The organism is Massilia forsythiae (genome assembly GCF_012849555.1).
Classification (GTDB): domain Bacteria; phylum Pseudomonadota; class Gammaproteobacteria; order Burkholderiales; family Burkholderiaceae_D; genus Telluria; species Telluria forsythiae.
Map to the genome: position 1 here is coordinate 104490 of NZ_CP051686.1, position 12093 is coordinate 116582.

Genomic DNA, 12093 nt, shown 5'->3' on the forward strand with positions numbered 1-12093 from the left:
ACGCGCGCCGTCATTTTTGCCATCCCCATTTGGTGAAAATCGCGCTGCCCTGCGGCGACTGCAGGAAATCGACGAACTGCTTCGCAGCCGGGTTGCCGCTGCCGTGCTCGGTCAGGGCGACGCCGGCATCGCGGTAGATCGCGTAATCCGGTTCGATCGACACGACGTCGGCGAGTTTGGGGTTGGAGACCTGCCAGATGTTCCAGATCAGCCATGCATCGATGTCGCTGCGGCTGGTCCAGGTGTCGCGCGCGATCGCGCTGTTGGCAGCATAGCTGGCGATGTTCGTGCGGATCTTGCGCACTGTATCGAGATTGCCTTTCCTACCCGCCATGTCCTCCCAAACGCCATTCTGGCCAGCCCCGTTGACGACCAGGATGCGCACGCCGGGTTTGACGAGGTCGGAGACGCCATGGATATGCTTCGGGTTGCCCGGACGAACCAGGATCGACAGCGGACGCAGGTAGAGCGGCGTGATGCTGGCTTCCTGGATGCGGCCGCCCATCGCAACGGTGAAGTCCGTCATCATGGTTTCCGAGCCGCTGTAGATCACGTCGGCATCCTGCTTCGCGCGTTCGATCCAGCCCGGTGTCGGGCCCGCCGTCACTGTCACCTTGATGCCGTGCTCCTGCTCGAAGGCGGCAGCCGCTTCCTTCATCGCCGGCGCGGGACCGCCGGGGCCGTACACCAGTACCGGCTGTGCGGCACAGGCGATGCCTGTCATGAGCGCGAACATCGCGCCTGCAGCGAGTCGGCGAGCGGTGTTATGACAGAGATATGATTTCATTGGATTTTTCCTTTTTTTAGTTGGCATAAATATAAGTCGGGAAGAGGGCGCTGTGCCTATACACCCAGCAACTTGATCAGAGCAAAGCTGACCACGCCCAATCCTGCGAGTGAGCCGATTACCACCGAGGCCACCTTGGCGCCGGCACGCAGTACGGCGCGGGCATCGACGCCCAGTCCGAGGGCCGCCATCGACATGATGGTCAGGAAGTTCGCCGCGTCGTGGGCAGGCGCCAGTGCAGCCTGCGGAATCCAGCCCATCGAACGCAGCACCAGAAGCAGCAGGAAACCGACGATGAACCACGGCACGAGGTGCGACAGCGCAGGGCGTGCCCGGCCGCTACCGCGTCCGAACATCGACAAGACCAGCACGACCGGACCCAGCATCAACACGCGCACCAGTTTCACCAGGGTGCCGATGTGGACGCTCGCGGCCGATACCGATGCGGTCGCCGCCAGCACTTGCGGCACCGCATAGACGGTCAAGCCGGCGAACACGCCATACTGCACCGGGGTGAACGACAGCAGTCCTACCAGCAGCGGCAGGCCCAATACGACGCCCACGCCAAGCACGGCGGTGAAGGCGATCGAGGCGGCGACGTCCTTGCCGTCGGCATCGATCACCGGCGCCACTGCAGCGATCGCGGAATTGCCGCAAATCGAATTGCCGCATGCGATGAGGATCGCCATCTTCTGCGGCAGGCCCGCGCTGCGCCCAATGAAATAGCTGAACACGATCGCAACCACGACCACCGCCGCGATACCGCCGATGAGGCCGAGGCCGTTGGCCAGCAGCGCACCGGCACTGACCGAAGCGCCCAGCAGCACGACCGCGATCTCGAGCAGCAGTTTGGCGCCGACATGGATGCCTGGATCGAAGCGCGGGTCGAGGCGGTGCAGGGTGCGGATACCGGTGCCGATGAGAATGGCCAGCACCAGGCTTTCGAGCCAAGCGCGGCCGAACACGTGGGTTTCGGCCACTTCGAGCAGATAGGCAGCTGCCGTCACCGCAGCACAAAGCAACAGGCCGGGAACGGCGGCGGACAAATTGTTCACTTGATTCTTCATTATTTTTCTCATATTCATATACGTCGATGTAATAAGTATCGCTGTACTGAATTGTTTGGTCTATTTTAAAATTACGAACATATCTTTCTAAAATATTGAACGATGACATTGGATCAGTTGCGTATATTCGTCGAGGTCGCCGAACGCCAGCACCTTACCCAGGCCGCCGCCGTTCTCTTCCTGACCCCTTCGGCGGTCAGCACTTCCATCAAGTCGCTGGAAGAGCGATACGGAACGGCGCTGTTTCACCGTGTCGGCCGGCGCATCGAAATCAGCGACGCGGGACGAATTTTTCTCGTCGAAGCACGCCGCGCGCTCGCGAGCGCCCAGGCAGCCGAGGCGGCGCTGGCCGATTTGGGCGAGCTCAGACGCGGGTCGCTAACGATCCACGCCAGCCAGACCATCGCCAGCTATTGGCTGCCGGCCTTGCTGGTACGCTTCCGCCAAGCATGGCCGGGAATCGATTTGCACATGGAAGCGGGCAATACCGAGAGCGTCGCCGAGGCCGTGCTGCAAGGCGGCGCCGATCTCGGTTTTGTGGAGGGAAACATAGAACCGACCGGCCTGGAGGAGGAGACTGTCGGCGAAGACAATATGGTGGTTGTGGTTGCGTCCGATCATCCCTGGGCCGACGGCAGGACGCTGACGGCCAGAGAACTGGAAGCTGGACAATGGATTTTGCGTGAAGCCGGTTCGGGCACGCGGTCCGCTTTGGAGACCGGACTCGCCGCGCTCGACGTGGCGGTCGTCAATCTGCAGATCGCACTCGAACTTCCCTCAAATGAGGCGGTGCGCAGTGCGGTCATGGCGGGACCGTTTGCCACCGCGATGTCGGAACTGGTCGTGGCGCCGCATGTGCAGGCCGGCTTGCTGGCACGGGCGCACTGCGCGCTCCCGGCGCGCAGCTTCTCGATGCTGCGCCACGCCCAGCGGCATCGCAGCCGCGCCGTCGCCGCCTTCGAAGACATGGTGCGGACCAGGAAGCGGCCGGATAACTAAGCCAAGAGGTCCAGCCGCAGCCTGTCGCGGTCGTCGCCAAGTGCGCGGCTGGCCAGCCAGACCACGCCGCCGGCGGCCAGTCCGCTGCTCCCGGCCAGCAGGAACAGCAACAGGATCTGGTATTCGACGGCGCCGAGCGGATCCATGCCGGCGAGGAGCTGGCCGGTCATGATGCCCGGCAGCGTGATGATACCCGCCGCGGACATCTGGTTGATGACCGGGATGAGGCCTTTACGCACCGCATCGCGCATCAGCGGCGCAAGCGCTGTGCGCAAGGATGCACCCAGGGCCAAACGGGCTTCGATCTGATTGCGCGACACAACCACGCCGCCGAGGAAAGCGTCGAGGGCCAGACTTGCCGAATTTAGCACGCTGCCCAGCACGATGCCCATCAACGGGATGGCATAGCGCGGGTCGTGCCAGGGCGTGGGGCGGATGGCCGTCATCAGGGCCAGCACCACCGTGGCCAGGCTCGACAGCGCTACCACTGCGCCCGCGATACGGTAGTTGCCCCAGCCGGCCAGGCGCTGCGTCGGCCTCGTTGCGACTTCGCGCGCGGCAGCGGCGATCATGAGGCAGGCGATGGCCAGCGTCAGCGCCGGCGCGTCGGAACGGAATACGATGCGCAGCACGAGGCCGACGAGCAGCAACTGCAGCACCATCCTCAGACTGGCGACAAGCAAGGGCCGATGCAGGCGCAGGCCGAAGGCGATCGAAACCGCCGCATCGAATACGACCAGACTGGCCGCGAGCGCCATGTCCGACGCCGACAGTGCAATCTGGCTCATGCCACCTCGAGCCGGCCGCTCGCCATACGCAGGCACCGCTGCCCGAGGCGCTCGGCCTGTTCTTCTGAATGCGTCACGACCAACACCGACGTGCCTCGTTCGAGTTCCGAACGCAGTAGGGCTTCGAGAGCTGCGGTCGAGGCGGCGTCGAGCGCCGAAGCGGGCTCGTCTAGCAGGAGGACACGGGGCCGGCAAGCCAGGGAACGGATGAGCGCGAGGCGCTGGCGTTCGCCGGTCGACAGCAGCTCCAGGTCGGTATCAAGCGCAGCGGCCCGCAGTTTCAGCGCATCGGCCAGTGCCTGCGCCCGCTTCTGCTCCGATGCCGGAAGGTGCGCGCGCGCGGTCGCGTCCCACCAGGCCGGCTCGGCTGCTTGATAGACTACCATCGAACGCCATGCCGGCGCCGTCCAGCTTGCGCGCTGTGCGCCGTCCAGCAGCACCGTGCCCTCGTTGGGAATCAGGTCCGCGATCATGCGCAGCAACACGCTCTTGCCGGAACCGGATTCACCGACGATGGCGATGCATTCGCCTCGCCCCAGGTCCAGGTCGACCGGGCCGGCATGTGCCGAGCATAGCGCACGCAGTGCAAGACGAACGGATGGATCGAAACGAGCAAGGGAATGGAAAGACATGGGCATGGAGTATAGCCGGGTGCGGCTGCCCATAGTGCCGTGTTAAGGTGGCAAGGTACATTACAAATGGGACATCGATGGAGTTTTCTTCCGTATTCGCAGTCGCCACCGGCGCTGCGCTGGGAGCGCTCGTGCGCTGGTGGACGAGCGTGGCTTTGAATTCGCTGTTTCCGGAGATTCCACCCGGTACTCTGCTTGTCAATCTGGTGGGCGCATACATCATCGGGGTGGCGATACCTTGGCTAACCGAAACGCCGTCGCTCGCGCCCGAGATCCGGTTGTTCGTCGTCACCGGCTTCCTTGGCGGCTTGACGACCATGTCGAGTTTCGCCGGCGAGGCGGTGATCCTGCTGCGCGCCGGCCGCTTGGCCATGGCAGCCGGTGCAGTGCTGCTGCACGTTGCCGGTTCGCTTGTCATGTGCACGCTCGGCATGGGGACGGCCGCATTACTGATGCGCCGCTAACCGGCGCTTGCGTGCGTCGCCTTGCCCTCGGTTGCGAGCGGCAGCTCGCATCGCAACAGCACGGCCTGCACCGCGTGCAGTTGCGCATGGTGTTCGAAAAGGAACGCGCGAAGCGCTTCTTCCGTATCGACCAGTTCGACGCATTGCGGGTGGCGCCCTGCCGTTCCTTCCACGTGGGCGTGGGATGGCTTCTCACCCGGCAGGTAGCCGCTGCCGACATGGAACAGCAACGCCTGGCGGATGCCGGCGCGGCGTGCCTGCGTCAGCAGTTGGTGGGCGAGCTGCGGGGGACTGAGATGGTGCCACAGACGGGTGGCGCGGGCACGGGCCGACATCGGGATGTACAGGCGCAGGACGGCAAAATCGTTCATCGTGTGGCTCACTGTTCAGGACGCTGCGCTGCCGGCCTCGCGCGTTCGCGCGCACGGTAGGCATGGAGTTCGGACAGACGCAGGTCCTCGGGAAGCGCGCGCCGGTGCTTGGCCCGGCCGATGCGCTGGGCGCGGTAGATGCCGGTGTGCCCCGAGAACAGGTAGCTGACGACGCAGGCGAGCGCTGCGTACGGCGCGATCTCGCCGCCGAACAGTTCGATGGCCATGACGGTAGACGCCAGCGGCACGTTGGCGGCGCCGGCGAACACGGCGACGAAGCCGAGCGCGGCCAGTAGCGGGAAAGGCAGGTGCAGCAACGGCGCCAGGGCGTTGCCGAGCGTGGCGCCGATATAGAACAGCGGCGTCACTTCGCCGCCTTTGAAGCCACTGCCGAGTGAGACGACGGTAAACGCCAGTTTGCCGATCGAGTCTTCGAATCCCAGCGGCTGCTGGAACGCCTGGACGATGACCGGAATGCCGAGACCGATATAGCGCTGTGTCCCGCTCAGCCAGACCGCCAGGGCGACGATTGCGCCGCCCAGCAGGGGGCGTGCCGGACCGTACGGCACATGGCGCTTGGCCGTGTCGCTCAACGTGTGCGTCAGCGTCGCGAAGAGCATGCCTGCCATGCCGAACGCGATGCCGGCGACGACGACCGCAACCAGGCCGGTCGTACCGACAGCCGGTACCGCGCCGAGCACATAATGTGTGTGGTGGATACCCCACCATAGTCCCACGCGGTCGGCGACGATGGCGGCGACGATGCAGGGCAGGATCGCGTCGTAGCGCATGCGGCCGATCGCCAGTACTTCCAGGCCGAAGATCGCGCCCGCCACGGGCGTGCCGAACACGGATGAGAAGCCGGCGCTCATGCCGGCCATGACGAGTACCCGGCGTGTATCGCGGTCCAGACGCAACATGTGGGCGATTTGGTCGGCCAGCGTGGCGCCCATCTGCACCGCCGTGCCTTCGCGACCTACCGATGCGCCGAACAGGTGCGACAGCACGGTACCGCCAAGGACCAGCGGCGCCATCCGCAGCGGGATCGTTTTCTTCGGGTCGTGGATCTCGTCGATGATCAGGTTGTTGCCGGCCTCGACATCCTTTCCGAGGCGATGATAGATCCACCCCACGGCGAACCCGGCCAGGGGGAGCAGCCAGATGATCTGCGGTGACGCGACACGGATTTGGGTGACGCGCTCGAGTGCAAACAGGAAGAATGCGGACGCGGAGCCGGCGAGTGCGGCCGCGATGACGGAAAGCAGCAGCCACTTCGCCATGTAATGCAAAAGCTCGACTTGTTCGGGTGTGTGATCAGGTTTCATCGGTCCAGTGAGTGAGCCCAGCTGGTCCGGATCGAGGCATGCGCCTACCTTCCCGGCCGGGAAAGGTAGGCATCATCAGCTCGGGATTGAGCGGTTACGGGAGGAATGCCATCTCCAATTAAAGTCAATCATAGCAAGGTTTGCTTGTTCCGCCAAATCATCGCGCGGCGTCCTGAGCGCAGGCGACGCCGAATTCGACCTTTTAACCTGCTGTAAAAACTTCGATCCACTCGTCTTCCCGCCATTTCCTTGTTTAAACGCCAATCAGGTGACCGGTTTCGTTAATGCGTTGGATGACGAACGAATCGTCCTCGAACGTGCATTCATTCACGCAGCAAGGCGTCTGCCGGAGTTGCCAATAATGACTGAGAGAAAGCCCAAGGCAATGCAACAACAGCACACGGTTGACGCTGTCGTGCCCGACCAGGACGACGGTCTGGCCGGCGTGTTTCAAAAGCACGAAATGGAGGACACTCATGACGCGTACCAACACCTGTGCGAGCGTCTCGCCGCCGGGTATCAAGGCCATGTCGGGTTTCGAAAACCACATCCGTGCCGGCCCGGGCCACAAGGACTCGACACGATCGTGCGTCAAACCTTGCCACTGGCCGTAGTCGATGTCGGCGAGCTCGGCGAGAACGCTTGCAGGCGCGCCGGTTGCGCGCTCGATCGCCGTGCCCGTATCGATGCAACGGGATAAATTGCTGGTGTAAATGGCATCCGGCTGCCAGCCACGCGCCACGCGCCGTCCCAGCGCCTCCGCTTGGCGCCGTCCGAGTTCGGAGAGCGGGAATTCGGCGCATCCACGAAATCGCGGCGGATCGATGCCATCGACGTGGCCATGACGAACGACGACGATGCGTGTAACCAGGCGCGTCATCGGGCTAAGCTGTTTTCAACCTACCCGCGCACGAACGCATCGCGGCCGGCGTAAGAGGCATCTCGACCCATCGCTTCTTCGATGCGCATCAGCTGGTTGTATTTTTCCACGCGCTCGCCGCGCGCAGGTGCCCCGGTCTTGAGGTGTCCTGTACCGAATCCGACCGTCATATCGGCAATGAAGCTGTCGACCGTTTCGCCGCTGCGATGGGAGACCATGGCGCCCCAACCGGCACGGTAGGCCAGTTCGACTGCGGCGCGCGTTTCGGTGAGGGTGCCGATCTGGTTCGGTTTGATCAAAACGGCATTGGCGACGTCTTCCTGAATTCCGCGTTCGATGCGTTTGACGTTGGTCACGAACAGATCGTCGCCAACCAGTTCGACCTTTTTGCCCAGCCGTTTGTTCATCATGCGCCAGCCGGCCCAGTCGTCCTCCGCCAATCCGTCTTCCAGCACGGCGATCGGATAGCGTTCGATCCATCCCTCGTACAGGTCGACCAGCCCGGCCGCATCGACCTTACGGCCCTCGCTGCGAAGGTGGTACAGGCCGTCCTCGTAAAAGCCGGACGACGCCGGATCGAGCGCCAGCACGATGTCGTCACCGGGTCGATAGCCTGCCTTTTCGATCGCTTCGAGGATTAATTCGACGGCCTCGGCGTTGCGCTTAAGGATAGGCGCGAAGCCGCCCTCATCCCCGACCGCCGTGTTGTAACCACGCTCCTTGAGGATGGTGCGCAGGCGATGGTAGATCTCGGCGCCGTAGCGTACGCCCTCGGCGAACGTGGGGGCGCCGACGGGGGCGATCATGAATTCCTGAAAATCGGTCGCTTGCCAATTGGCGTGTACCCCGCCGTTGAGGATGTTGAACATCGGTACCGGCATGCGTGGAGCGTGCGACGCGGACAGGGTACTGAACAAGGGCAAGCCCGCCGCCGCGGCGGCAGCGCGCGCCACAGCCAGACTCACGCCCAGAACGGCGTTCGCCCCCATCCTGCTTTTGTTCGGCGTACCGTCCAGCGCAATGAGAAGGGCATCGATGCCTTTCTGGTCGGTCGCGTCCTTGCCGGCAACGGCGGTGGCGATCTCGCCATTGACGTGGGCGACGGCATTCTTCACGCCCTTTCCGTCGTAGCGGCGCGGCTCGGCGTCACGCAGTTCGACGGCTTCATGAATGCCGGTCGAAGCGCCCGAAGGCACGGCGGCGCGACCGACGACGCCGCATACCAGGCGCACGTCGACTTCAACCGTCGGGTTGCCGCGCGAGTCGAGGATCTCGCGCGCATGGATGTCTTGAATGGCAGGATTCATAAGAATTTCCAGGGTGAAAGCCGGCATCGAACGCGTGCCCGGATAAGTTTGCGGTTACTCTATCCCAGTTCGTCCGGGGGTTGCGCGCGACCCGGCCGGGACGCAGCCGATCCGAGGAGTGAGGCGCCATGCACCGACTGATTTTGATCCGCCACGGCGAGTCCGCCTATAACGCCGATAACCGCTTCACGGGGTGGACCGATGTCGACCTCACGCCGCTCGGCATGGCGCAGGCGCGGGCGGTGGGCGCGACGCTGCGCGCGGCGGGCGTGGCGATCGACGTCGCGTTCACATCGATGCTCAAGCGCACCATCCGCTCGCAATGGATCATCTGCGAAGCAATGGACCGCATGTGGCTGCCGATTGTGCCGGACCCGCGCTTGAACGAACGCCATTACGGTGCCCTGACGGGGCTGAACAAGGCGACGGCCGAACGGGAATACGGCGCGGCGCAGGTCGCCGCCTGGCGCCGCTCGTTTGCCGTGGCGCCTCCGCCGATGGCGCTGCAAGATGCGCGCGCGTATGCGGATGATCCGCGTAACCGCGGTGCCCGGGCAGGCGAGATCGTGCTGAGCGAAAGTCTGGAAGATGTGGTTCGGCGCGTGCGGCCGTTTTGGGAAGAGCTGGCGGCGCCGGCGCTGCGCGAGCGACGGGGCGTCGTCATCCAGGCGCACGGCAACACCATCCGCGCGCTGATCAAGCATCTGGAAGGAATGAGCGACGACGACATCGCCACGCTCGACGTGCCGAACGCCACGCCGGTCGTCTACGAGTTCGACGCGGATATGCACGTGCGCCGTCGGTACGACATGCCGGCCGTGAGCGACGAAGGCCGGCACTCGCTGTTCTGATCGGGCCGGCGGCCGAGCCGTGTTTCTAGCGCACGCTTGCCAGGACGGCTTTGGCCGGGTCGGCCGGCGCATCGCCTTCCATCACCAGGATGCGGCTGGCGCCGGGATCCTTGGCCGACAGGGCGCTCGCAACCTCGCGCATCGGGCCGATGGCGGTGCCGTTTGCCATGCCCTTCGGATTGGTCTTGAAGCGCGCCACCGGCATCGCCTGACCGCTCGCGTATACCGAATACACGGTGTCCGGCTTCAGGGAAAACAACGACACCTCCAGCGCATCGGTCAGCCCCAGGTTGCGCGCCACCACGAAGCCGGTGGCGCCGCCGCCGGCCGGGCGCAGTGCGATGTTGACGGGCTCGGCGTTGGCGCGCGGCACCAGGTTGGTCGTGCCGGCGCCGGCCGGCACCGCGTGCGAGACGTAGACCAGCGCCTGCGGCGCCTGGCCCACCGGCGCGTGCGCCACCACCTTGTTGGCGGCGGTGTCGATGACGTCCACGCCGTCGCCGTTTTCCAGGCCGACGTAGACGCGGCTGTCGTCGTCGGAACGCCAGACGCCGTGCGGCAGGGCGCCGGTGGGAATGGTCGCCACCAGCGCCGGCGCGTCGCCGGTGCTGTACACCTTGACCACGTTCTCGCCGCCGACCGTCACATAGGCGCGCACGCCGGCCGGGGTGCGCGCGAACGCCAGGTGGTTCGTGATCAGGCCGGTGTCGATCACGCCCTTCACCGATTGCGTCGCGACGTCGATTCGGGTGACCTTGCCCACGTCCTTGTGCGTCATCCACACTTCCTTGAAGTCCGGCGAGAATTGCAGGAAGGGCGAGAACGGGCTGGTCACGGGGATGTGCTTGACGACCTGGTGCGATTTGACGTCGACGACATCGACCACCGGGTTGAAGCTCGAGACGACGAAGGCCAGCCTGCCGTCCGGGTGGAACATCACCATGCCAGGCCCGCCGGTGGTCTGGATGCGACGCGTTTCCTTGAAGGTGGCCGGGTCGATGACGGAAATATAGTCTTCGCCTCGCACCACCACCCAGACCTCGCGTCCGTCCGCCGTGAAGAAGCCTTCGTGCGGCGAGCGGCCGATGTAGGTGACGCCCTTGACCTTGTTCGTGGCGGTGTCGATGAAGGTGACGGAATTGGAACCGTTGGCGATCGCGATCAGCGTCTTGTGGTCCGGCGAGAAGCCCAGGCCGTGCACGTTGACCTCGCCCTTGTACAGCGGCGAGAGCACGTCCGGGCGCAGGTTGCCCAGACGGATCTGGCCCAGCAGGGTGTTGGTGGACGGGTCGATCACCGAGACCGTGTTGCTGTTCTGGTCGGCGGTGTAGACGCGGTCCTGGGCGCTTGGGAGGGCGTGGGCGGGGGTGAGGGCGCCGGCCAGTACGATGGCGAGTGCGGCGGCACGGATGGTGGTGCCGGCAAATTTAGTGCGTTGCATGGACTTCCTTATCGGTATGGGTGGTCGTGCCGGCGTCGTGGCGTTGCAGCCAGGCCCGCATGACATTGATTTCATTTTGTTGCTCAGCGATGATGCCTTGCGCCAGGTTGCGCAATTCCGGATCGGTGCCGTGCACCAGGATGGCCTTGGCCATGTCGATCGCGCCCTGGTGATGCGGGATCATCATCGTGACGAAGTCGTGGCCAGGGTCCCCGTTCATCGGCGCACGGCGCATGTCGTCGTCCATCACGGCCATGGCGTCGTCGGCCAGGGCCGCGTACGGCTTGGCGCTGCTGGCGACGAAGGCGGGCGGGGCGGCGCTTGCGATCGTGCTCGCATGCGCGTGCATGTGTGCGGGCATGAACGGCATGTCCTGGGCGGCGCAGGCGCCGGCCCACAGGCAGGCGGCAAGCAAATACATCGGTTTCAAACGGGTCCCTCCAGTTGTTCGTAGACGGCGGTCGCGACGCGCGCGAGTTCGCCCTTGTCGATGCCGGCCGACAGCGCATAGCCGAATTTGCCGTCGATCCAGTAAAACACGTTGACCGGGCCTTCCTTGGCGAACCGGAAGCCCGTGTCCTTGTTCTGCGCCTGCTCGGTCGAGACGTACAACGTCAGGCGCTGGCCGGCGCCGTCGTGGTACATGAATTGCGCCACCGGCCCGCTGGCGCCGGGCAGCAGGCGCCCCCGATCAGTTCGTAGCCGAGCTTGCCGAGGTGCGGTGGATGGATTTTGCTGCCCAGGCGCTTGGACAGCCATGCCACCAGCTGGTCTTCCTGGTCGGCGCCGACTTCCACCGGGCGCCGCACGTCCGGGCTGTAGACCACGTGGGCGATGGCAGCCTGGTGTGCCAGGCCCGAGAATGCCGGCTGGGGGAAGGGCGCGCCCGCCTCGATCGACGCCAGACGATGATCGCGTTCGGCGGCGCCGCGCAGGCTCCAGCCGCCGCCGCCGCCGAGCAGCGCCAGCGCCAGGCCGGCGGCCAGCGCCTGCCAGGGCCAATGCCGTACGTCGCGCAGGCCGGGGCGGGCGCGCAGCGGCGCGGCCAGGCGCGCCGGCAGCGGTTCGTCGAGCACGGGGTCGAACAGCGCGTGCAGCGCGTCGTTCTGACCGATCCACGCCCGCACGCGCGCGGCGTCGTCCGGGCGCGCGGCCAAGTAGGCGTCGACCTCGGCACGCCG

The 12093-nt window shown here is 65.1% G+C and carries 15 protein-coding genes and 1 riboswitch; of the genes, 3 read left to right on the forward strand and 12 right to left on the reverse strand.

Annotation, left to right across the window (positions count from 1 at the left end):
* Positions 1-10: 10 nt before the first annotated feature.
* Together HH212_RS26815 and HH212_RS26820 are read right to left on the reverse strand one after the other, a co-directional pair.
* Positions 11-787, reverse strand: coding sequence for a substrate-binding domain-containing protein (locus HH212_RS26815; protein WP_170205772.1), 777 nt, complete (start codon positions 785-787; stop codon positions 11-13).
* A 56-nt stretch (positions 788-843) separates the two neighbouring features.
* On the reverse strand, positions 844-1854 hold the full coding sequence (locus HH212_RS26820; RefSeq protein ID WP_141839160.1) for a YeiH family protein: 1011 nt from the start codon (positions 1852-1854) through the stop codon (positions 844-846).
* A gap of 102 nt (positions 1855-1956) precedes the next feature.
* On the opposite strand from HH212_RS26820, the gene HH212_RS26825 reads away from it, so the two are divergent.
* Positions 1957-2853, forward strand: a complete 897-nt coding sequence (locus HH212_RS26825; RefSeq protein WP_141839158.1) for a LysR family transcriptional regulator — start codon at positions 1957-1959, stop codon at positions 2851-2853.
* Here HH212_RS26825 and HH212_RS26830 read toward each other — a convergent pair.
* Positions 2850-3641, reverse strand: a complete 792-nt coding sequence (locus HH212_RS26830; RefSeq protein ID WP_141839156.1) for an ABC transporter permease — start codon at positions 3639-3641, stop codon at positions 2850-2852. The genes HH212_RS26825 and HH212_RS26830 overlap by 4 nt on opposite strands.
* The gene (locus HH212_RS26835) at positions 3638-4279 is read right to left on the reverse strand and encodes an ABC transporter ATP-binding protein (RefSeq protein WP_229217788.1); all 642 of its coding nucleotides are present in this window, start codon (positions 4277-4279) and stop codon (positions 3638-3640) included. Before HH212_RS26835 ends, HH212_RS26830 begins: the two co-directional genes overlap by 4 nt.
* 71 nt (positions 4280-4350) lie before the next feature.
* Here HH212_RS26835 and crcB point away from each other — a divergent pair, with 71 nt between their 5' ends.
* Entirely contained in the window at positions 4351-4737 is a 387-nt protein-coding gene (crcB, locus tag HH212_RS26840; protein ID WP_141839154.1) for a fluoride efflux transporter CrcB, read from the forward strand.
* Here the strand turns inward: crcB and HH212_RS26845 are convergent.
* The 4 genes from HH212_RS26845 to eno all read right to left on the reverse strand — a co-directional run bounded on the left by HH212_RS26845 (position 4734) and on the right by eno (position 8620).
* The gene (locus HH212_RS26845) at positions 4734-5108 is read right to left on the reverse strand and encodes a DUF190 domain-containing protein (RefSeq protein ID WP_141839152.1); all 375 of its coding nucleotides are present in this window, start codon (positions 5106-5108) and stop codon (positions 4734-4736) included. The two genes, crcB and HH212_RS26845, sit on opposite strands and share 4 nt — an antisense overlap.
* Before the next feature lie 8 nt (positions 5109-5116).
* On the reverse strand, positions 5117-6433 hold the full coding sequence (locus HH212_RS26850; protein ID WP_141839151.1) for a voltage-gated chloride channel family protein: 1317 nt from the start codon (positions 6431-6433) through the stop codon (positions 5117-5119).
* A 59-nt stretch (positions 6434-6492) separates the two neighbouring features.
* A riboswitch (Fluoride riboswitch) is annotated at positions 6493-6558 on the reverse strand.
* A gap of 128 nt (positions 6559-6686) precedes the next feature.
* The gene (locus tag HH212_RS26855) at positions 6687-7313 is read right to left on the reverse strand and encodes a histidine phosphatase family protein (protein ID WP_170205773.1); all 627 of its coding nucleotides are present in this window, start codon (positions 7311-7313) and stop codon (positions 6687-6689) included.
* A gap of 20 nt (positions 7314-7333) precedes the next feature.
* A complete protein-coding gene (gene eno / locus HH212_RS26860; protein WP_141839149.1) occupies positions 7334-8620 on the reverse strand; it encodes a phosphopyruvate hydratase in 1287 nt (428 codons plus the stop codon).
* 128 nt (positions 8621-8748) lie between these two features.
* Between eno and HH212_RS26865 the strand changes: the two genes are divergently transcribed.
* Entirely contained in the window at positions 8749-9471 is a 723-nt protein-coding gene (locus tag HH212_RS26865; protein WP_141839148.1) for a 2,3-bisphosphoglycerate-dependent phosphoglycerate mutase, read from the forward strand.
* Between the two features lie 25 nt (positions 9472-9496).
* Here HH212_RS26865 and HH212_RS26870 read toward each other — a convergent pair whose 3' ends face one another.
* Genes HH212_RS26870 through HH212_RS27595 form a run of 4 tightly spaced genes read right to left on the reverse strand, consistent with a single transcriptional unit; the run spans position 9497 to position 12069 of the window.
* On the reverse strand, positions 9497-10912 hold the full coding sequence (locus HH212_RS26870) for a YncE family protein (RefSeq protein ID WP_141839147.1): 1416 nt from the start codon (positions 10910-10912) through the stop codon (positions 9497-9499).
* Positions 10899-11282 carry a CopM family metallochaperone gene (copM, locus tag HH212_RS26875; protein WP_370457380.1) on the reverse strand — a complete coding sequence of 128 codons (384 nt, stop codon included), beginning with the start codon at positions 11280-11282 and terminating at the stop codon, positions 10899-10901. Before copM ends, HH212_RS26870 begins: the two co-directional genes overlap by 14 nt.
* A 56-nt stretch (positions 11283-11338) precedes the next feature.
* Entirely contained in the window at positions 11339-11557 is a 219-nt protein-coding gene (locus HH212_RS27590; RefSeq protein ID WP_229217789.1) for an anti-sigma factor family protein, read from the reverse strand.
* Positions 11527-12069: an anti-sigma factor gene (locus HH212_RS27595; protein WP_229217790.1), complete on the reverse strand. Its 543-nt coding sequence runs from the start codon at positions 12067-12069 to the stop codon at positions 11527-11529. Before HH212_RS27595 ends, HH212_RS27590 begins: the two co-directional genes overlap by 31 nt.
* Positions 12070-12093 lie beyond the last annotated feature (24 nt).

Excerpts from the sequence above, each read along its gene's own strand:
- HH212_RS27590 (WP_229217789.1), bottom strand. The coding sequence starts at position 11,557 with ATGTACCACGACGGCGCCGGCCAGCGCCTGACGTTGTACGTCTCGACC.
- HH212_RS26850 (WP_141839151.1), bottom strand. The coding sequence starts at position 6,433 with ATGAAACCTGATCACACACCCGAACAAGTCGAGCTTTTGCATTACATG.
- HH212_RS26870 (WP_141839147.1), bottom strand. The coding sequence starts at position 10,912 with ATGCAACGCACTAAATTTGCCGGCACCACCATCCGTGCCGCCGCACTC.
- HH212_RS26835 (WP_229217788.1), bottom strand. The coding sequence starts at position 4,279 with ATGCCCATGTCTTTCCATTCCCTTGCTCGTTTCGATCCATCCGTTCGT.
- eno (WP_141839149.1), bottom strand. The coding sequence starts at position 8,620 with ATGAATCCTGCCATTCAAGACATCCATGCGCGCGAGATCCTCGACTCG.
- crcB (WP_141839154.1), top strand. The coding sequence starts at position 4,351 with ATGGAGTTTTCTTCCGTATTCGCAGTCGCCACCGGCGCTGCGCTGGGA.
- HH212_RS26825 (WP_141839158.1), top strand. The coding sequence starts at position 1,957 with ATGACATTGGATCAGTTGCGTATATTCGTCGAGGTCGCCGAACGCCAG.
- copM (WP_370457380.1), bottom strand. The coding sequence starts at position 11,282 with ATGCCGTTCATGCCCGCACACATGCACGCGCATGCGAGCACGATCGCA.
- HH212_RS26865 (WP_141839148.1), top strand. The coding sequence starts at position 8,749 with ATGCACCGACTGATTTTGATCCGCCACGGCGAGTCCGCCTATAACGCC.
- HH212_RS26830 (WP_141839156.1), bottom strand. The coding sequence starts at position 3,641 with ATGAGCCAGATTGCACTGTCGGCGTCGGACATGGCGCTCGCGGCCAGT.
- HH212_RS26845 (WP_141839152.1), bottom strand. The coding sequence starts at position 5,108 with ATGAACGATTTTGCCGTCCTGCGCCTGTACATCCCGATGTCGGCCCGT.
- HH212_RS26820 (WP_141839160.1), bottom strand. The coding sequence starts at position 1,854 with ATGAAGAATCAAGTGAACAATTTGTCCGCCGCCGTTCCCGGCCTGTTG.
- HH212_RS26815 (WP_170205772.1), bottom strand. The coding sequence starts at position 787 with ATGAAATCATATCTCTGTCATAACACCGCTCGCCGACTCGCTGCAGGC.
- HH212_RS26855 (WP_170205773.1), bottom strand. The coding sequence starts at position 7,313 with ATGACGCGCCTGGTTACACGCATCGTCGTCGTTCGTCATGGCCACGTC.